Raw genomic sequence first — 18977 nt, forward strand, 5'->3', positions numbered from 1 at the left:
CACGGATCCGCCCATGGGGCGGCGGGAGCGGGAAGAGGGGCGTAGATGGGCTGGACGGTCCTCTATATCGCGTTCGGCGTTGTTGCGCTGTGGCTGCTGGGCGAGGTCCTGCTCCAGTACAAGGCCCGGCTGCGCTGGCGGGCGCTGGCCTTCACCGGTTTCCTGGGCGTGGTGGTGGGCACCGTGCTGCCGTCGATCATCGTGATCGGCGTCGGCATCGCGGCCTTCGCCGTCGGCCAGACCTTCGTCACCCTCTCCGTGCGGAGCGGGTTCACCGCCGGGTGGTCGCTCGGCGGTGGCCCCGGCTCCAGCAGGCGCCGCCGGACAGGCGCCGCGCCCGGCCCGGAGACCCCCTCGCTCCAGGTCTCCGACCTCCAGACCTACGGCCCCGGCATCCCCCCGGCCCCCGGCGCGATGCCCATGCCGGACCCGGTCGACGACTACGGTCAGCAGGGTTACGGCCAGCAGGACTACGGACAGCCCGAGCCCGCCGCCCAGTTCGGGGCGGGAAGCGGAACCGGTACCGAATACGCCTACGCCGGCTACCCCACGTACGGCGGCACCGACGGCTACGAGGAAGAGACCTCGGTCTTCGGCCAGTCCCCGGGCCCCATGCCGGCATCGGCACCCGGTCCCGCGCCGGACCAGACCCAGGCGTTCGCCTACGGGGACGGGACCGGCGAGCAGTACGCCGGTCAGTACGCCGGATACGCGGACCCCTCCGGGGCCGTGGAATCCGCCGAGTACCAGAGCTACCCCGCCTACCAGGACTACGCCGACCCGTACGGCGGCTACAGCGGTTACGGCGAAGAGCACGGCTACCCGGCGCCGCCGCCCCAGCAGCCGTACTACCCCGATGTGCCCGAGACGCCCCCCGGCGGTGTCTGGGTCCCCCAGCAGCGGGACGCCGGCGCACCGCTGCCCCCGGCCGAGCCGCCCGCCCCGTACGGCTACGGGAACGAGTACGGCGACCAGTACGGCGACGACCCGGCCGCCCAGCCGCAGCCGCAGCCGTATCCGCAGCAGGCGCCGCAGTATCCGCAGGACTATTACGGCAGCGGCCAGTACTGAGTTCGCCGGGACAGGCGGGGGCGGGGAGCGCGCCGAGCCAGGCAGGTGGGGTCCGGGAACAGACCGGCCGCTACAAGGCGGGGCGCGAGCTCAGACCGAGCCGCGCCACTCCGGGTCCTGCACCAGCCCCGCCACCATGGCGCCGCTCATGCCCGCCGCAGGCAGGCCGCCCCCCGGATGGGACCAGCCGCCCGCCGTGTAGAGCCCGGGCAGCCGGGTCTGGTTGGCGGGGTACAGGAAGGCGCCGCGGGCGCCGGGCAGCGCGGGCGGCGGCACCCGGCCGCCCGGAGCGCCGGTCTCCGCCTCGTTGTCGGCGGGAGTGCGCACCTCGTGCCACAGCAGCCGCTCGCTCAGCCCCAGCCCCGCCGCGTCCGTCGCCGCCAGCAGCTGTTCGACGAGCCGCGCTGCCGCAGCGGCGTCGGCAGCGGAGCCCGGAGCCACCGGCAGCGTGAGCACCGCCGTCTCGTGCGCGTCGTCCGGGCGCAGCGCCGGATCGTCCGGCCGCAGCACCGTCACCGGCTGCCCCGGCGCCTCGGCGCGGTGCACCAGCGTGCGGTGCGCCGTGCCTTCGGGGCGGGCGCCCCGCAGCGCGAGCAGCACGGCGAACCGGGCCGTGCCCTGTTCCGTACCGCCCTCACCACCGGGCGCGGCGGGACCGCCGCCGGCGACCACCACGTCCGCGTCGGCCACCGAGCCGTCGGCCAGGTCCACCCCGGCCGCCCGCCCGTCCTTCTCCCGTACGCCGGTCACGGCGCTGTCGAAGTGGAAGGCCACCCGCCGCTCCAGGCACCGCTCGTAGAGCGCGTCGGCGAGGGCACGCATGCCGCCGCGTACGTACCAGGTGCCGAAGGTGTCCTCGATGTAGGCGAGTACGGCGGCGCTCGCCGGAGCCGACGCCGGGTCCAGGCCGTGCGCCCAGACGCAGCCGCGCAGCATCGCAGCCAGCCGTGGATCGCGCAGTTCGTCCTGCGCGGCCTCGGCCAGCGTCGGCGTACGCCGGTGAAGCAGGCCCCTCTTCCGCAGCGCCGGATAGGCGCCGTCCCGGCTGAGCGTGCCCCGCGACGAGGGCTCGTCGCGCAGCGGCTCCTCCAACAGCGGGCGGCGCGTGGCCTCCCACGCCTCGCGGGCCCGGGTCAGCATCCCGGCCCAGCGCTCGCCCGCGCCTGTGCCCAGCGCCTCGTCCAGAGCGGAGATCACCTTGCCCCGGGAGGCGTTGGGCAGCGATACGGCACCGCCGCCGTCGGCGAACACATGGCGGGCGGTGACCGGCACCTGGACCAGCTCCACCCGGTCCTCCAGCTGCTCGCGGCCGGTCTTGACGAACAGGTCCCGGTAGACGGCCGGCAGATGCAGCAGCCCCGGCCCGGTGTCGAAGGTGAAGCCCTCGCGCGCGTACTGCCGTACGGCGCCCCCGTACGTCCCGCTCCGCTCGTACACCGCGACCTCGTGCCCCGCGACGGCCAGCCGCGCCGCCGCCGCCATCCCGCCCATCCCCGCCCCGACCACCACAACCCGCACCATGCCCCCGACCTTACCGACCAGCTTGTCCGGCGCCCGCGGCGGCCAGGGGGACCCCCTACCGGACGGAATAGGTACCCGTACTCAGGCGAGATCTTGAGTACCCGCACGGATGGGCGCTCATCCGTGCGGACGGCAGAGTGAGGCCCGACGGAAGGGCAGGGGGCCGCACCGCTGACACGGGGCCGCGGAACGGTGCTCGGCGCCCTTCCGGAAGCCACCCCCCGCACAGTGGGGCGGCCCCGCGCAGAGGGGGGCCGTCCCGCACAGGGGGCCGGTTCCGTGGTCAGCGGGGCCGGCTCCCGGCGACGCGCCCCTGGAGCAGCAGGGACAGCGCCCCGTGCACGTCCTCGATCGAACGCTCCGGCTGGAACGCCTTCCAGTCCAGCGCGGCCACCAGCACCATCCCCACCAGCGCGGCGGCGGTGAGCTGGATGTCGATCTCCTCGCTGAGCTCTCCCTCCGCGACGCCGGCGCGCAGTACGCCCTCCACCACGGCGACCGCTTCCTTACGCACCATCAGCAGGGTGTCGTTCCAGGCGCGCCCGGTGCGCCACAGTTCGGCGACGTAGAGCTGGGTGAAGGCGGGGTAGTGGTCGATGAACTGCAACCCCGCGCGGACCATCGCATCGAGCGCGTCCACTCGGCTGCCGCCCCGGCCCGCCGTCTCCTCCGCCGCCTGCCGCAGACCGGCGGTGAGCAACTCCACCCCGTGCCGTAGCAGTTCCTCGAACAGCTCGGTCTTGCTGGCGAAGTTGTAGTAGACCGTGCCCTTGGCCACCCCCGCCCGTTCGGCGATCTCCTCAACGGTGGTGGAGGAGAACCCCTGTTCGGCGATGAGGGTGACCGCCGCCTGGAAGAGCTTGTCCCTGGTGGCGCTGCGGCTGCGTGGCGTGGTGGTGCGGGCACTCGTCATGCGGCCATTCTCCTCTCGGAACGACCCTGCCCTCACAACGAGATCTCCGGACGCAGCCGGTCCAGCGTCCACACCTGCTTACGGCGCGCGGTGACGGCCGTCAGCGCGAGGGCGCCCGCCGTGAAGGCCAGCAGCACCAGGCAAGCCCGCCACACCGGCCACAGCTCCCCGCCGGTGATCAGATGCCGCAGCCCCTCCACCACGTAACTCATGGGCAGGAACGGGTGGAGCGCGTTGAAGAAGCCGGGGCTGGTCTGGATCGGGTACGTACCTCCCGCCGAGGTCAGCTGGAGCATCAGCATCGCCAGGACGAGGATCCGGCCCGCGGGCCCGAAGCGCGCGTTGAGGAACTGGACGACGGCCGTGAAGCACGCCGTCACCAGCGCAAGGAAGCCCACCGTCGCCAGGCCGCGGGCCATCTGCAGGCCCAGCCCCCAGTGCAGCACGCTCATCAGCGCGGCCACCTGCGCCACCCCGATCGCGGCCACCGGCAGCCAGCCCGCCAGCGCGATCCGCCAGGCCGGGGCGCCCGCCGCCAACGCCCGTTTGTTGAGCGGCTGGAGCAGCATGTAGGCGATCATCGCGCCGACCCAGAGGGAGAGCGGGATGAAGTACGGCGCGAAGCCGGTGCCGTAGTTGGGCGCCGTGTGGGCCTTGTGCGAGGCGAGGTCGACCGGGTCGGCCATCACGCCCGTACGGTCGTCGCGCTGCTTCTTGTCGTAGTCCGGGATCTGCTCGGCGCCGTCGTGCAGGCCGCCGGCCAGCTTTCCCGAGCCGTCGGCCAGCTTGAACAGGCCGCCGTCGAGCGAGGCGGCACCGCTGGAGAGCTTGCCCAGGCCGGTGTCGAGCGCGGCGGCTCCGGTCTCTGCCGTGCCGAGCCCGGAGTGCAGCTTCCCGGCGCCCTTTTCGACCTTGTGGGCGCCCTTGTTGAGCTTGTTGATCTGCCGTACGGCGCTGTCCACGTCCTGCTGGAGGTGCGGGGCCCGCTTGGCGACGTCGTTCGCCGCCCGGTTGAGGTCGCCGAGGTTACGGCCCAGCTCGTCGAGGTTCTTCTCGTTCTTGACGTACCCGTTGACCTTCGCGGCGACCCGCGCCGACCGCTCGGCCGCGCCCACGGCCTTCTTCAACTGCGGGCAGGAGCCGGGCGGGAGGGCGGAGCGGGAGGGCTGCGGTGCCTTGGGCGAGGCGTCACCCCCTCCGGGCAGCTGCGTACCGCCGTCACCACCTGGAGGGGTTACGTCCGGGCTGGGCTCGCCCGGAGCAACCGGGCCCGGGGCGCCCTTGCCGCAGCGCGCCTCGTACAGCTTCGAGAGCGCGTCGGCGGCCGCGCGTGAGTCGGTCTGCGCGCGCTGTGCGGCGCCCGGCAGCTTGCCGAGGTTCTGCTTGAGGGTCTTGCTGGTACGGGCGACCCCGCGTGCGGCCTTGCCGATGTCACCGCTGTGCGCGTTGAGGAACGGCCGCACCTTGCCGGCGGCGCCGTTCACCTTGTCGGCCAGCTTCTGGGTGCCCTCGGCGACCTGGCCCGCGCCCGTCTTCAGGCTCCCGGAGCCCTTGTGCAGTTCGGCTGTGCCGCTCTTGAGCCGGCCGCTGCCGTCCTCCGCGTCGCCGAGCCCGTTCTTCAGCTTGCCCGCACCCTTCTTCGCCTTGCCGATGCCCTCGCCCAGGTCGTCGGCGCCCTTGGCGGCCTTCGCCGTCTTGCCGTGCAGAGTGGAGAAGGAGACGTAGATCTTGTCGAAGAAGCCGCGCGACACCTTGCTGGAGGCGCTGGCGCGAACCTCGGAGAAGACGGTGCGGGATATCTGTCCGACGATGTAGTTGTTCGCGTCGTTGGTGCGCACCTTGAGCGCGCCCGTCTCGGGGGAGTCGCCCGAACTGGAGGAAACCCGCTTGCTGAAGTCGGCGGGCACCGTCAGCGACAGGTAGTACCGCCCGTCCTCGACCCCCTTGCGCGCGTCCGCCGCACTGGTCTCGTGCCAGTCGAACGAGTCGCTGTCGTGCAGGCCCTTGACGATGTCGTCGCCCGCGCTCAGCTTCTCGCCCTTGACGGTGGCGCCTTGATCCTCGTTCACCAGCGCCACCGGCACCTTGTCCAGACGGTCGTACGGGTCCCAGAACGACCACAGGTACAGCGCGCCGTACAGCAGCGGAAGCAGCAGCATCGCGGCCATCGCGGCCCGTGGCAGCCGTCCCCTGCCGAACCGCTTCAGCTCAAGCGCGGCTAGCCTCGGCGAGCGCATCGTCCGCCCCCTCCTTCTCCCCGTCGTCGTCCCCGTCGTCCTGCGCGTCGCCGGACCCTCCGGCGGCACCCGCCTCGGTCCTGGGCGTGTTGCGGCCGTCGACCGCGCGGGCCTGCTCGGTACGGACCACCACCGCGCCCTCGGCCGGCGGCTCGCTGCACACCGCGAGCACGGTGGTGCCCTGCTCCGCCACCGCCCGCAACAGCCCCCAGACGGCCTCGCGTTCGCTCTCCGACAGCTTCAGATCCACGTCGTCGACAGCCAGCAGCCGCGGTTCGCCCAGCAGCGCCAGCGCCACCGACAGCCGCAGCTCCGCCGGCCGGTCCAGATCCCGTACGGCCGTGCGCCCGCCCCTGGGCAGGGCGTCCAGATCGAGGCCCGCGGTCCCAAGGGCCGCCTCCAGCCGCGCCCGGCTCGCCGCGGCCCGCTCCTTGCGGGGGCGCAGCAGCGCACGCAGCGGGCTGTCGAACCGCCGCTGGAGCAGCACCCGCTCGCGCAGCTGCTCGGTGACGGTCAGCGCCGGGTCCAGGTCGTTGACGCCGGGTACCGGGCCCAGCGCGCTGATCCGGCGTACGGCCGCGAGCCGCTTGGGCAGCGGGTGCCCGGCCACCTCGGCGTGGCCGCGGCTCGCCTTCATCCGGCCGGTCAGCGCCAGCAGCAGGCAGGTGCGGCCCGAACCCGACGGGCCGGTCACCGCGATCAGTGAGCCTGCCTCCGCGCTGAAGCCCACCCCGCCGAAGACCGGGCCGCGCGGCCCGTCGAGCCCGAAGTCCTCCGCCGATACGGCGGCTCCCCGCAGCTGTGCCACAGCCCCTCCCGCTCCATGTCGCGTACCGCAGTGCCGGGTCTGTCGGCCGCGTCAGCAGTCGATCGCAGTCCCGCTCCCGCTCTGGTGCGCGCCGTGCCCGGTCCCCGGTGCCGGGCACGGCGCTTTTTGAACTGACTGGTCAGTTCAAAGTATGCCGCAGACAGTGGCCCGCACGCCAACCGGCGGCCGTTCTCCGCCGATCGCCTCCCGCTCCTCGTCGCCCCGCGCGGCGTTTGCGCAGGTCAGCATGGATTGTCAGTGGCATGCGGCACGATGTGCCCATACGACCGGTTCTCGAACCGGCATCAACCGACGGGAGGTTGATTCACGTGATGCGACCTTCTCCGGGAGCGCGCCCCGTGCCCCCGCAGCCGACAGCGCCGCCCACCAGCCACCCCGACACCACTCGCGACCCCCACGACATCCACCCCGTGCTCCGCAGGGCCACCGCCCCGCCCGCCGCGCTCGACCTGCTCGCCCAGGCCCAGCACGGCCTGGACGAGGCGATCGCCATGGAGACCGCCAACGAGCGGTACGCCACGGCCCACCTCGCCGCGCTGCGCACAGCCGCCGCCGTCCTCGCCGTCCGCGGCAGGCCGGAGCTCGAGCCGGCCCGCAAGCGGGGATCCGGCCCCCGCCGGGTGCGCCGCCCTGCCATCCGCAGCGCCTGGGAGGTGCTGCCCGAGGTCGCCCCCGAACTCGCCGAGTGGGCAGCCCTCTTCGCCTCCGGCGCCGCCCGCCGCGCCCGCGCCGAAGCCGGCATAGCCGGCGCCGCGAGCTGGCGGGACGCCGACGATCTGGTCCACTACGCCGGGATGTTCCTCCGCCTCGTGGAACGCATGCTGATCACCCAACCCGCCCTGCCCCGCCCCCGCACGGCCGCCACCGACGAACCCCCCTCCCCGTCCTGGGACCGGCGAGCGGGATGAGCCACAGGGAGACGCGCCCCGAAGGGGCGCGGGGAACTGCGCGCCAAGCCATGGGGGTACCTCCCTGCTCGAAGAGCTTGGGGGAGCGGCCGCAGCCCGCGGATGACGGACAGGGGCACCCCCTCACCGGAACAGCGAGGGCCGAGATCCGCGGGCCACGGCCGGAGGCAATAGGGTGGAACCCGCCCGTCCCTGAGCCGAGGAGCACCGCATGTCCCGCCCCAGCGCAACCCTCCGGACCGCAGTGGTCTGGGACGTCCTCAGGGGAGCCCTCGACCAGCGCGCCAAACTGGCGGACCGCGCCGAGCTCGAGGTGCTCGACACCGGAGGCGGCACCGGCAACTTCGCCGTGCCCGTCGCCCGGCTCGGCCACCGCGTCACCGTCGTCGACCCCAGCCCCGACGCCCTCTTCGCGCTGGAGCGCCGCGCCGCCGAGGCAGGCGTGGCCGACCGGGTACGCGGCGTCCAGGGCGATGTGCGGGGCCTCTTCGACGTGGCCGAGCGCGGCGCCTCCGATGTGGTGCTCTGCCACGGCGTCCTGGAGTACGTCGACGACCCCGCCGAGGGCCTCGGCAACGCCGTCGCCGCGCTGCGTGAGGGAGGCGGCACCCTCAGTGTGCTGGCCTCGGGGCTGGGTGGAGCCGTGCTGGCGCGGGCGCTGGCCGGACACTTCACGGAGGCCCGGCACGCCCTCACCTCGCCCGGCGGACGCTGGGGCGAGAACGACCCCATGCCCCGCCGCTTCACCCCCGAGCAGCTCACCGCGCTGGTGACCAGCACCGGGCTGGAGGTGATCTCCGTCCACGGTGTACGGGTCTTCGCCGACCTGGTGCCCGGCGCGCTCGTGGACACCGAGCCGGACGCGCTGGAGGCCCTCGCCAGGCTGGAGGCGGCCGCCGCCGAGCTGCCCGACTTCCAGTCGGTCGCCAGCCAGCTGCACGTGCTCGCCGAGGTCCCGTCCCGGGTCGCCGGCCGCTGAGGAGCACCCGCGCTGCGCGGGGGGCTTTGAACGGGTCTCTACGGGGCTCTCTTCGCGACCGCCCGATCAACCGCTACGCGCCGTATGATCGAGGCACACCGTCCGGCATGGCGGAAAGGTGGTGCGGGAATGAACGGAACACGCCGTGGGCACCCCGTCCGTTATATCGGGTGTGGTGGGAGGAATTGGCGTAGAGGGGCGGGTTTCACGGGGGCGATTCCCTGCCTATCCTGAAAGAGTCGCATCCGGTCGCCCCCGCGACCGACGAGTAGGAGGACTCCGTGCCGCTCTCTGAGCACGAGCAGCGGATGCTCGAGCAGATGGAGCGAGCGCTGTACGCCGAAGATCCCAAGTTCGCGACAGCGCTCGAGGGAAGTGAGCTGCGCCGGTACACCCGCAAGCGGGTCTACCAAGCGGTTGCGGGCTTTCTGGTGGGTATCGCGCTCCTCATGGCCGGAATGGTCGCTCAGCAGATCTGGGTCAGCGTCGTGGGCTTCCTGGTGATGCTGGGCTGCGCGGTCCTCGCGGTGACAGGATGGCGAAAGGCCCCCAAGCAGGGCGAAGGGCAGGCCCAGGGCCAGCCCTCGCAGGGGTCAGGATCCGGTCGCCGGCAGCAGCCACGGAGCCGCAAGTCGATGATGGCCCGCATCGAGGAGCGGTGGCAGCGCCGCCGCGACGAGGGCCACGGCCACCACTGACGCCGCACATATCCGTCCCCCCGCCCCTTTTGCCGCCCCTCCACCGGGGGTGAGGGGGCGGCAAAAGGGGCCTCCTTTTCCACCGCAGCGGCGGCCTCCTTTCCACCGCAGCGCTGATCAGCCACAACGCAGCAGCCCGGCGGTGCCGGACTCCTCGGTAGAGGTGGGTCCGGCACCGCCGGGCTGTTTGCGTTCCGGCGGCTGACTTGCGTTCGGCGGCCGAAAGGGCCCACCCGGCAAGAGTTACTTGGCGAGGCGGGGGCGGCGGCTCAGGGCTCGGGTCCAGCGGGCTCGGAGGGCCCTGATCCGACGGGAGGCGGACCACAGGAGCCGGGCCGTCGAGGGCGGCAGGAGCAGGGCGCGGATCCGCACGGTGCGGGGAGCCGCGGCGCGGAGCCCGGCGCGGATGCGGTGGACCTCGTCCGCGATCCCGGCGGTCGCCCGCGGAACGGGTGCATACAGCACCTGCTCCACCGCGAGTGCGACCCGTTGCACCGCCTCGGCGTCGTCAGGCCCGAGCTGCCCGATCCGGGCCAGCCGCGCGGCGGCCGTGCGCGGGGTGGCGGAGTCCTCGGGGAGGATTCCGTAGTCCCACCCGGTGTCGATGAGCTCCTGCCAGGCGACCAGTACGGCCTCCGGGCTGCCGGCGCCCGGGGCGCGTAGCCGCCGGGAGCGTCTCCGCGTCCGCAACAGCATCGGGAGCAGCAGCAACCCCAGCACGGCCAGCCCGGCGGAGCCGAAAGCGGCGATGGTGCCCAGGGGCGGGCCCTCGTCGGGGCTTCCCGAGCGGGGGAGCGGTGCCGCGGCCCCGCACTCGGGATCGGACTGCTTCTCCTGCGCGGAGCATTCCTCCGAGGGCGACGGGCCGGCCGAGGGCTGGTCGTCCTGGCTGCGGTCGGGCAGTTCCTCGCTGGGGTTCTGGTCGGTGTCCGGCGAGTCCGGCTGGGCGTAGGGCGGGGTGGTGCCCCGGGTGGGGGTGGGTTCGAAACGGGTCCAGCCCACACCTTCGAAGTACAGCTCGGGCCAGGCGTGCGCGTCCTGGAAGCCGACCTCCATCTTGCCGTCGCCGCGCGCCGTGCCCGGGGTGAAGCCGACCGCGACCCGGGCCGGGATGCCCAGGGTGCGGGCCATGGAGGCCATGGCGAAGGAGAAGTGGACGCAGAAGCCCTCCTTCTGCTTCAGGAAGTCGGCGATGGCGTTGGCGCCGGTGCCGGCTGCCACCTCGGTGTCGTAGGTGAAGCCGCCCTTGCCGGCGAACCAGTCCTGGAGCAGCACGGCGCGGTCGTAGTCGTCCTTCGCGCCGCGGGTGACCTTGCGTGCGGTCTTCGGTACGACGGCCGGCAGCGAGTCCGGGACGGCCGTGTACTCGCGTTTCAGGGCCGGCGGCGGTGCAGGGGCGTTCCGCAGCTGCCCGGCGGTGGGCTGCACGCGGAGGCTGTCGACGCTGTAGCGGAGGCCGCGGGTGGTCTGCTTGTCATAGCCGACGAGGGTGCGGCCCTCGGGCTCGAAGCGCCATTTGCCGTCGACCTGCACCCGGCTCGCGGGGTACGGCATCGGCAGCCAGTCCTGTGCGTACGCGTCGCTGGCCTGGATGGTGCTGCTGACCGTGCGGGTCCGTACGTCAGGGCCCAGGCCCCGTGGGCTGGGCAGCGGGTCCGGGATCTCGCCGATGCGCCGTTCGGAAGGCTTCCACTGGGCGCCGTCGAACTTGTCGAGCGCGACGATCCGCAGGTAGAGGTCCTTCTCGTCGCTGTCCGTCGAGTAGACGAGTGCGGTGCGGTTCTGCGGCTGGTTGAGGCTGTTCTTGAGGGCGACGACCGGGTTGACGGCGGAGACCGTGCCGCCGCCCTTGTTGCCGCCGCCCCCGCCACCGGTGCCCACGTTGTCGAGCAGTCCGCCGCTCAGTGAGGGCAGCGCGGCAGGCACCACCAGCGAGATGCCCAGCGCCAGCACGCCGATCCGCCGCCCGGTGCGTACCGGCGCCATGGCGGGGCCGCCGACGCTGCCGGGCTGATGCGGTGCCGCGCCCGGTCGTGAGCGGTCGGCGAAGACGCGGCCCCACTGCGACAGCCGCTCGCGCCCCTCCGCCAGCAGGAGCAGCAGATAGCCGCCCGCGGCGCACAGGAACCACAGCCAGCGGGCGCCACCCTGGGAGAGCCCGGCGGCCACCGAGTACAGGGCCAGCAGCGGCAGCCCGGCGGGCGCTGCGCTGCGGTACGTCACGGCGACCGTGTCCACCAGCAGTCCGATGACGAGCACGCCGCCGACGAGCATCAGCCGGATGCCGTCGGTGAGGGGCGCCGGTATCGCGTACCGGCTCACGTCCTGGATGCCCTGGTCGAACAGCGTGCCGAAGTGTGCGAGCCCCGCCGGGCTGGGCAGGAAACCGGCCGGTGCGTGCTCCCGCGCGAAGACGACGGTGAGCAGCAGCAGGGAGATGACGGCCTGCGTCAGCACGGTCACCGGCCGGGCCAGCGGCACCCGGCGGGTGGCCGCTCCCACCCCGGTCTGTACGGCTGTCAGCAGTGCGGCCTGGAGCAGCCAGGTCGCCGGGTCCACCAGCGGCAGCAGCGCACAGGACGCGGCCAGGGTCGCCAGCGCGGCGCAGATTGCGAGCCGTCCCCTTCCGCTCATCGTTCCAGCCCCCTCATACCGGCGTTGTCGGCCTCTTGCCACAGCGTGGCCAGCGGCGTTCCGGGCCCGCCGGGCAGTGCGCTCCACCCGGCCTCGCGCAGTGCGCGCTCCGTCGCTTCCTCGGTCCGGGGTGTGGCCGGCGGCGCGGCGCCACCCGCGTGCTGGGCTCCGGTGGGCACCGCGAGGAAGGCCACGGCGCGGTTGGAGCGCTGCCGCATCCGGCCGACCGTGAGTGCCTGTTCCTCGTCCAGTGCTCCAAGGAAGGCGACCAGCAGTCCCTCGTGCCCCGTCGTTCCGCCGCGCAGCGCGTCATAGGCGCCGGACAGCCCTTGTTCGTACGAGTGTTCGACGACGGCGAGGGTGTCCAGGAGCAGCCCCGCCGTGTCCGAGGTCTCCGAGAGGAAGCCCCCGCTCTCCGGCCCCGGCGCGGCGGCCCCGGTGTCGGTCAGCAGCCGTACGGAATAGCCCCGCTCCAGCAGATGCATACAGACGGAGGCGGCAGCCGCGACCGCCCACTCGAAGGGGGAATCGGGCCCCGAGCCGGGGTAGGCGGCGCGGCGGGTGTCCAGCAGTACGGTGCAGCGGGCCTGCTGTGGCTGCTCCTCGCGGCGCACCATCAGCTCGCCGTAGCGCGCCGTCGACCGCCAGTGCACCCGCCGCAGGTCGTCGCCGTGCCGGTAGCCGCGCGGGATCACATCGTCGTCCCCGGACAGCGCCAGGGCGCGCTGCCGCCCCTCGCCGTAACCGGTGGTCTCACCGGCCGGCCGCGCGGGCGGCAGCGCCTCGATGGGCGGTACGACGGTGAGGGTGTCGTACGTACTGAAGGAGCGGGTCAGCTCGCACATCCCGAACGGGTCCGTCAGCCGCAGCTGGAGGGGGCCCAGCGGATAGCGTCCGCGCAGGTCGGAGCGGACCCGGTAGGAGACCTCGCGCCGCCCGCCCGGCTCCACCCTGTCCAGTACGAACCGGGGGCGCGGGCCGAGCACGTAGGGGACCCGGTCCTGGAGCATCAGCAGCCCGGTTGGCAGCCGCGAGACGTTGTCGATCCGCAGATGCACGCGGGCCTCCGAGCGGGCCGGCACCCGGGAGGGCGACAGCCTGCGGTAGCCCGCCACGCGGTAGCGGGTGCGGTGCAGCACAAGTACGCACACCAGCGGCAGTACCGCCAGCAGCGCGCCAACGCGCAGCAGTTCGTCCTGGCCCAGCACGTACGCGCACAGCGCCGCCGCCACACCGGCCGCCAGGAACGAGCGGCCGCGGGTGGTGAGCCCGCCGAACGCCAGCCGCAGCGAACCCCGGCTCTCCTCCCGGCCCCGGCCGCCCTCCGCGCCGCCGCCCGAACCGCCCGGACCACCGGCCGCTCCCGCATCGCCATAGGGCCCGGCGCCGTACGGCCCCGTACCGCCGTGCGGCTCCGCGCCGGGGGCCGGCGGTGCGCTGGGGGCCGGTCCGTAGGCCATCAGTAGCCCCGCGGCTGCCCGGTGTGCGGCCGACCCGGCGGGGGCTGCTGTCCGGGTGGCTGGGGTTGCCCGTAGGGACCCGGCATGCCGGGCCCGCCCGGTGCCGTTCCGGGTGCGGCGGGGCCGGGGCCGACGGCGGGCACGGGCACCCGCCCCAGGATCTCGGTCACCACCTGCTCGGCCGTACGGCGGTTCAACTGCGCCTGCGCGGTGGGCAGCAGGCGGTGCGCCAGCACCGGCACCGCCAGCGACTGCACATCGTCGGGCAGCGCGAACTCGCGCCCGGCCAGCGCCGCCGACGCCTTGGAGGCCCGCAGCAGATGCAGTGTCGCGCGCGGCGAGGCCCCCAGCCGCAGATCGGCGTGCGCCCGGGTGGCGGCCACCAGCTCGACCGCGTACCGCCGTACCGCGTCCGAGACGTGCACGCCCCGTACGGTCTCGATCAGCTTGGCTATGTCGTGCGCGTGCGCCACCGGCTGGAGGTCGTCCAGCGGGGAGGCGCCGCCGTGCACATCGAGCATCTCCAGCTCGGCGGCCGGGCTCGGATAGCCGATGGAGACGCGCACCATGAACCGGTCCCGCTGCGCCTCGGGCAGCGGGTAGGTGCCCTCCATCTCCACCGGGTTCTGGGTGGCGACCACCATGAACGGATCGGGCAGCTCGTAGGTCTGCCCGTCGATGGTGACCTGGCGCTCCTCCATGGACTCCAGCAGTGCGGACTGGGTCTTGGGGGAGGCGCGGTTGATCTCGTCGCCGATCACGATCTGTGCGAAGACGGCGCCGGGCTTGAACTCGAAGTCCTTGCGCTGCTGGTCGTAGACGCTGACCCCGGTGATGTCGGAGGGCAGCAGATCGGGCGTGAACTGGATGCGGCGTACCGAGCAGTCGATGGCCTTGGCCAGCGCCTTGGCGAGCATCGTCTTGCCGACGCCGGGCACGTCCTCGATCAGCAGGTGCCCCTCCGCCAGCAGCACCGTCAGCGAAAGCCGGACGACTTCGGGTTTTCCCTCGATCACCGACTCGACACAGCGGCGCACCTCGCCCGCCGTGGCGCTCAGATCGCTCAGGTTCGCCCGCTCGTCATAGGTCGTCACCGGCCCTCCTCGGCCCCATCCCCGTTTGCCCGTTCGTACGTGCCCGCCGCGTACGCCCCCGCGTCCGCTCCACCGGGCCCTGCAATGTGCGCTGTTGCGTATTCTTCACGGCGACAGGGCCTCCCGTCACTCTCCCGGGTGTTCCGGGCAGCGGCCCCCCAAGAGCCGGACCGGCTCGGTCCGGGCTCAGGCCGGGGCGATCTCGCGCAGCAGACCCGTCGTCACGTCGAAGACGAAGCCGCGTACATCGTCCCGGTAGGGCAGGAACGGTGAGGTCCGTACGCGCTCGATCGACTGACGCACGTCCTGGTCCAGGTCCTTGAAGGACTCGACAGCCCAGGACGGCCGCTGGCCCACTTCCAGTTCCAGCTCGTGCCGGAAATCTTCGGTGAGGTTGAGCAGTCCGCAGCCGGTGTGGTGGATGAGCACCACGGAACGGGTGCCCAGCGCGCGCTGGCTGATGGTGAGGGAGCGGATGATGTCGTCGGTGACGACGCCGCCCGCGTTGCGGATGGTGTGACAGTCGCCGAGCTCCAGGCCGAGCGCGGCGTGCAGGTCCAGGCGGGCGTCCATGCAGGCGACAACGGCCACTTTGCGGACCGGGCGGGCGTCCATCCCGGGGTCGCTGAACTCGTGCGCGTAATCCAGGTTCGCTGCGACGAGCTCGTCGATCACGGACGGTGCGGGCTGGGGCCGGGGCGCGGATATCGACATGTGTACGACGTTAGACGCTCCTGCGGCGGGCGGCCTGTCCGTAGAGTGGCGAAAACGGGCGGCTCACCGTGGTGTGAGGTAACCCACAGGGCCCCCACCCGTCTCCCTCGTCCGGCGCACATCGCGGTCACGAAGCAGGTGTCAGCCGCTGTCAGGATGGGCCTGATCCCGAAGGTGGACGCGCCTGGTCCCGTAGTTGACCGAGGGGACGAGTGGACTAAAGTGACGCGAAGTGGGAGGCGACGAACGCTCCCCAAGGACCCCGATTCCCCTCGCGTGTGCGGGCGCGCACGTGCGGCTCGGCCTCCTCCCGCTCCCGGCTTCCGGCGCCCGTTCGGCGCGGGTGGCCGCTCCCCTTCGAGCGGGCGGGGACCAAGGAGCATGTGCACGGTGCCCGCCAGATCTGAGAGGGCACAGTGACCACCAACGAGCGGCCCGTCGGCGAACTCCACAACCCGGTGATGCTCCGGCGCACCCTGGACCTGCTCGCCCCCGCCCTCGCCGAGCCCGGAGCGACCGTCGTCGACTGCACCCTCGGCCTCGGCGGCCACAGCGAGGCGCTGCTGGCCACCTTCCCCTCGGCCCGCCTCATCGGCCTGGACCGGGACACTGCCGCGCTCGAACTCGCGGGCGAGCGGCTGGCCCCCTACGCGGACCGCGCCACCCTGGTGCACGCCGTCTACGACGAGCTGCCGCAGGTGCTGGCCCGGCTGGACGTCCCCCGCGTCCAGGGGATCCTGTTCGACCTCGGCGTCTCCTCGCTCCAGCTGGACGAGGCCGACCGCGGCTTCGCCTACGCGCAGGACGCCCCGCTGGACATGCGCATGGACCAGACGAAGGGGCTCAGCGCCGCCGAGGTGCTCAACACCTATCCGCCCGGCGATCTGGTGCGCATCCTGCGCTCCTACGGCGAGGAGAAGCAGGCCCGCCGAATCGTCGAGGCCATCGTCAGGGAACGCGCGAAGGAACCGTTCACCCGCAGCGCCCGGCTGGTCGAGGTGATCCGCGAAGCCCTGCCGCAGGCCGCCAAGCGCACCGGCGGCAATCCGGCCAAACGGACCTTCCAGGCGCTGCGCATCGAGGTCAACGGGGAGCTGGCGGTGCTGGAGCGGGCGTTGCCCGACGCGCTGGACCTGCTCGCCGTCGGCGGCCGGATGGTGGTCCTCGCGTACCACTCGCTGGAGGACCGGCTGGTCAAGCAGCTGTTCGCCACCGGTTCCCGCAACTCGGCCCCGCCCGGGCTGCCGGTCGTACCCGAGCAGTACCAGCCCCGGCTGCGGCTGCTGACCCGCGGCGCCGAGCTGCCCACCGACGAGGAGATCGCCGAGAACCGCCGAGCCGCACCGGCCAGACTGCGGGCCGTCCAGCGCATCAGGGAGGCGACATGACCGCCCGCTGCACGAGGGAGGCGACATGACCGCACAGCAGCGCATCGCGCGGCTGGCCAGACTGATGCCCGTCGGGAACACCCCGGCGGCACGCGCCCCGTTCGTCCTGCTGGTCGTCCTGCTGCTGGGCAGCGGGCTGCTGGCTCTGCTGCTGCTGAACGCCTCCCTCAACAAAGGCTCCTTCCAGCTGGACCGGCTGGAGAAGGAGACCGAGGAACTGACGGACCAGCAGCAGGCCCTCCAGCAGGAGGTGGACGGCTACTCGGCCCCCGACCAGCTGGCCAAGCGCGCCCGCGAGCAGGGCCTGGTCCCCAGCGGCAACCCCGTCTTCCTCAACCCGGACGGCACCGTGCGCGGCAACCCGGACAGCGCGTCCGCCGGGGACACCGAGCAGGAGGGCCCGTGACCGAGCGCCCCCGCGAGCCGGGCCGCGGCGCCCGCCAGACCCCCCGCCGGGCGCCGGACCAGGGCCGGACCCCTCGCCAGGCGCCGGACCAGCGCCGCAGCGCCGAGCGCGGCCAGGAGGACACCCCGCGCCGCCTCCCCCACCCCGGCCGCCCGGCCGCCCTCTCCTCCCGTACGACGTCCCGTACGACATCGGGTACGTCCGCCCGCACGACGTCCAAGGGCGCCCGGCCGCCGGCGGCGCGGCGTGGTGGCGGGGGGCGTCCCCCGCAGAGCGGCGGGTCGGCGCCGCTGCGGCTGGTGAACCCGCGGCCCCGGCTGCGGCTGATCGCCGTCGGGCTGACGCTGGTCATCCTGGCCTTCACCGTTCGGCTGCTCCAGGTGCAGGCCATCGATGCGAGCGCGTTCGCGGACAAGGCCGCGGTCAACCGCTACATCACCGTCCCGCTCGCCGCCGAGCGCGGCGCCATCACGGCCCGGGACGGCTCCGCGCTGGCGAGCACCGTGGACGCCTACGACATCACCGCCGACCCGTATCTGTTCAGCCCCAAGCAGACGAAGATCAAGGACGCCCCCGAGCGGGCCGCCAAGCTCCTGGCCCCCCTGCTGGGCAAGGACCGCGCGGAGCTGGCCGGGAAGCTCTCCCGGCCGGGCACCCGCTATGTGCTGCTCGCCCGCCAGCAGACCCCGCAGACCTGGCGGAAGATCAAGAAACTCAAGGCACGGCTCGCCACCGAGGCGAGCGGGGCGCCCAAGGGCGAGAATCCCAATGTGCTGGCCGGGATCTACCAGGAGAAGCACGCCAAGCGCGTCTACCCGAACAAGGACCTGGCCGCAGGCGTGCTCGGCTTCGTCAGCTCCGACGGCAAGGGCGGTGCCGGGCTGGAGGCGATGCTGAACGACAAGCTGGTGGGCGAGAACGGCAAGATCACCTACGCCCAGTCCGGCGGTCGCCAGGTCCCCACGGCGGGAGTCCGTGAGCAGGTGGCCAGGCCGGGCTCCGACATAGAGCTCACGCTGGACCGGGACATTCAGTGGTCCGCGCAGCGCGCCATCTCCGACCAGGTGGCCAAGTCGCACGCCGACAGCGGCTACGTCATCGTCCAGGACACCAGGACCGGCCAGCTGCTCGGCATGGCAAGCGCGCCCGGGTTCGACCCGAACGACCTCCGCAGCGCGAAGGTGGACTCCTTCGGCAACCCCGCGGTCCAGGACGCCTACGAGCCCGGCTCCACCAGCAAGGTCATGTCGATGGCCGCCGTTCTGGAGGAGGGCAAGGCCACCCCCACCACGGCCGTCACCGTCCCGAACCGGCTCAAGCGTGCCGACCGCGCCTTCGCCGACGACATCGACCACCCCACCTGGCACCTGACCCTCAACGGTGTCCTGGCCAAGTCCAGCAACATCGGCACCATCCTCGCCACCGAGCAGCTCGGCAAGACCCAGCGGCAGGCCAACCAGGTCCTCCACAGCTATCTGCGGAAGTTCGGCATCGGCCGGCCCACCGGGCTGGGCTTCCCCGGCGAGACGGACGGCCTGCTGGCCGATCCCGGCAAGTGGAGCGCCTCCCAGCAGTACACGATCCCCTTCGGCCAGGGCCTCTCCCTCAACGCCGTCCAGGCCGTCTCCATCTACTCCACCATCGCCAACGGCGGCGAGCGGATCGAACCCACGGTCGTACGCGGCACCACGGGCCCCGACGGGCGCTACGAGCCCGCGAAGCCGCCGGAGAAGCGCCGGGTCGTCAGCGAGAAGACCGCCAGGACTCTCGCCAGGATGCTGGAGTCCGTGGTGGCCGACATGGAGGGCACCGGAACCACGGCCAAGATCCCCGGCTACCGCGTCGCGGGTAAGACCGGTACGGCCAACCGGGTGGATCCGAAGACCGGGCGTTACCACGGCTACACCGCCTCCTTCGCCGGGTTCGCGCCCGCCGACAAGCCGCGGATCACCGTCTACTGCGCTGTCCAGAACCCGAAGAAGGGCAGCTACTTCGGCAGCGACGTATGCGGTCCCGTCTACAAGAAGGTCATGAAGTTCTCCCTCAAGAGCCTCCAGATCCCCCCGACCGGGGCCAAGCCCGCGCGGCTCCCCGTGCTCGCGGGCAAGGGCCGGAACGGCTGAGC

General features: G+C 72.9%; 15 protein-coding genes. 7 read left to right on the forward strand and 8 right to left on the reverse strand.

Features of this window, described 5'->3' with window-relative positions; all coding sequences use genetic code 11:
• The first annotated feature begins 45 nt into the window (after positions 1-45).
• Positions 46-1071, forward strand: coding sequence for a hypothetical protein (locus tag ACTWQF_RS14515; protein WP_443279764.1), 1026 nt, complete (start codon positions 46-48; stop codon positions 1069-1071).
• A gap of 90 nt (positions 1072-1161) precedes the next feature.
• Here the strand turns inward: ACTWQF_RS14515 and ACTWQF_RS14520 are convergent, their stop codons facing one another.
• From ACTWQF_RS14520 to ACTWQF_RS14535, 4 genes are all read right to left on the reverse strand, one after another.
• Positions 1162-2592, reverse strand: a complete 1431-nt coding sequence (locus ACTWQF_RS14520) for a phytoene desaturase family protein (protein ID WP_443279765.1) — start codon at positions 2590-2592, stop codon at positions 1162-1164.
• A gap of 283 nt (positions 2593-2875) precedes the next feature.
• Positions 2876-3505, reverse strand: coding sequence for a TetR/AcrR family transcriptional regulator (locus ACTWQF_RS14525; protein WP_443279766.1), 630 nt, complete (start codon positions 3503-3505; stop codon positions 2876-2878).
• A 32-nt stretch (positions 3506-3537) separates the two neighbouring features.
• Complete coding sequence (locus ACTWQF_RS14530; protein WP_443279767.1) at positions 3538-5742, reverse strand: YhgE/Pip family protein; 2205 nt, start codon at positions 5740-5742, stop codon at positions 3538-3540.
• Positions 5714-6550: an ATP-binding cassette domain-containing protein gene (locus ACTWQF_RS14535; RefSeq protein ID WP_443279768.1), complete on the reverse strand. Its 837-nt coding sequence runs from the start codon at positions 6548-6550 to the stop codon at positions 5714-5716. The genes ACTWQF_RS14530 and ACTWQF_RS14535 overlap by 29 nt, the downstream gene beginning before the upstream one ends.
• A gap of 359 nt (positions 6551-6909) precedes the next feature.
• Between ACTWQF_RS14535 and ACTWQF_RS14540 the strand changes: the two genes are divergently transcribed.
• The 3 genes from ACTWQF_RS14540 to ACTWQF_RS14550 all read left to right on the forward strand — a co-directional run bounded on the left by ACTWQF_RS14540 (position 6910) and on the right by ACTWQF_RS14550 (position 9156).
• A complete protein-coding gene (locus tag ACTWQF_RS14540; protein ID WP_443279769.1) occupies positions 6910-7479 on the forward strand; it encodes an SAV_6107 family HEPN domain-containing protein in 570 nt (189 codons plus the stop codon).
• A gap of 211 nt (positions 7480-7690) precedes the next feature.
• Positions 7691-8458 (forward strand): methyltransferase, encoded by a 768-nt coding sequence (locus ACTWQF_RS14545; protein ID WP_443279770.1) that lies wholly within the window; start codon positions 7691-7693, stop codon positions 8456-8458.
• A gap of 281 nt (positions 8459-8739) precedes the next feature.
• Positions 8740-9156: a DUF3040 domain-containing protein gene (locus ACTWQF_RS14550; protein WP_443279771.1), complete on the forward strand. Its 417-nt coding sequence runs from the start codon at positions 8740-8742 to the stop codon at positions 9154-9156.
• Between the two features lie 243 nt (positions 9157-9399).
• On the opposite strand, the gene ACTWQF_RS14555 is transcribed toward ACTWQF_RS14550, so the two are convergent.
• The 4 genes from ACTWQF_RS14555 to ACTWQF_RS14570 all read right to left on the reverse strand — a co-directional run bounded on the left by ACTWQF_RS14555 (position 9400) and on the right by ACTWQF_RS14570 (position 15058).
• Complete coding sequence (locus ACTWQF_RS14555; protein ID WP_443279772.1) at positions 9400-11790, reverse strand: transglutaminase TgpA family protein; 2391 nt, start codon at positions 11788-11790, stop codon at positions 9400-9402.
• Positions 11787-13250, reverse strand: a complete 1464-nt coding sequence (locus tag ACTWQF_RS14560; protein WP_443279773.1) for a DUF58 domain-containing protein — start codon at positions 13248-13250, stop codon at positions 11787-11789. The genes ACTWQF_RS14555 and ACTWQF_RS14560 overlap by 4 nt, the downstream gene beginning before the upstream one ends.
• Positions 13250-14344, reverse strand: coding sequence for an AAA family ATPase (locus ACTWQF_RS14565; RefSeq protein ID WP_443279774.1), 1095 nt, complete (start codon positions 14342-14344; stop codon positions 13250-13252). Before ACTWQF_RS14565 ends, ACTWQF_RS14560 begins: the two co-directional genes overlap by 1 nt.
• Positions 14345-14530: 186 nt before the next feature.
• Positions 14531-15058 (reverse strand): beta-class carbonic anhydrase, encoded by a 528-nt coding sequence (locus ACTWQF_RS14570; RefSeq protein WP_443279775.1) that lies wholly within the window; start codon positions 15056-15058, stop codon positions 14531-14533.
• A gap of 416 nt (positions 15059-15474) precedes the next feature.
• On the opposite strand from ACTWQF_RS14570, the gene rsmH reads away from it, so the two are divergent.
• The 3 genes from rsmH to ACTWQF_RS14585 are packed head-to-tail and all read left to right on the forward strand — an operon-like array spanning position 15475 to position 18975.
• Entirely contained in the window at positions 15475-16446 is a 972-nt protein-coding gene (rsmH, locus tag ACTWQF_RS14575; RefSeq protein ID WP_443279776.1) for a 16S rRNA (cytosine(1402)-N(4))-methyltransferase RsmH, read from the forward strand.
• A 25-nt stretch (positions 16447-16471) separates the two neighbouring features.
• Positions 16472-16852: a septum formation initiator family protein gene (locus ACTWQF_RS14580; protein ID WP_443279777.1), complete on the forward strand. Its 381-nt coding sequence runs from the start codon at positions 16472-16474 to the stop codon at positions 16850-16852.
• Entirely contained in the window at positions 16849-18975 is a 2127-nt protein-coding gene (locus ACTWQF_RS14585; RefSeq protein WP_443279778.1) for a penicillin-binding transpeptidase domain-containing protein, read from the forward strand. Before ACTWQF_RS14580 ends, ACTWQF_RS14585 begins: the two co-directional genes overlap by 4 nt.
• Positions 18976-18977 lie beyond the last annotated feature (2 nt).

The organism is Streptomyces sp. 8N114, from assembly GCF_052245835.1.
GTDB lineage: Bacteria > Actinomycetota > Actinomycetes > Streptomycetales > Streptomycetaceae > Streptomyces.

What these genes read in the sequence shown, in the direction of transcription:
- ACTWQF_RS14560 (WP_443279773.1), bottom strand. Translation starts at nt 13,250, where the DNA reads ATGGCCTACGGACCGGCCCCCAGCGCACCGCCGGCCCCCGGCGCGGAG.
- ACTWQF_RS14545 (WP_443279770.1), top strand. Translation starts at nt 7,691, where the DNA reads ATGTCCCGCCCCAGCGCAACCCTCCGGACCGCAGTGGTCTGGGACGTC.
- ACTWQF_RS14570 (WP_443279775.1), bottom strand. Translation starts at nt 15,058, where the DNA reads ATGTCGATATCCGCGCCCCGGCCCCAGCCCGCACCGTCCGTGATCGAC.
- ACTWQF_RS14580 (WP_443279777.1), top strand. Translation starts at nt 16,472, where the DNA reads ATGACCGCACAGCAGCGCATCGCGCGGCTGGCCAGACTGATGCCCGTC.
- ACTWQF_RS14515 (WP_443279764.1), top strand. Translation starts at nt 46, where the DNA reads ATGGGCTGGACGGTCCTCTATATCGCGTTCGGCGTTGTTGCGCTGTGG.
- ACTWQF_RS14520 (WP_443279765.1), bottom strand. Translation starts at nt 2,592, where the DNA reads ATGGTGCGGGTTGTGGTGGTCGGGGCGGGGATGGGCGGGATGGCGGCG.
- ACTWQF_RS14555 (WP_443279772.1), bottom strand. Translation starts at nt 11,790, where the DNA reads ATGAGCGGAAGGGGACGGCTCGCAATCTGCGCCGCGCTGGCGACCCTG.
- ACTWQF_RS14530 (WP_443279767.1), bottom strand. Translation starts at nt 5,742, where the DNA reads ATGCGCTCGCCGAGGCTAGCCGCGCTTGAGCTGAAGCGGTTCGGCAGG.
- ACTWQF_RS14525 (WP_443279766.1), bottom strand. Translation starts at nt 3,505, where the DNA reads ATGACGAGTGCCCGCACCACCACGCCACGCAGCCGCAGCGCCACCAGG.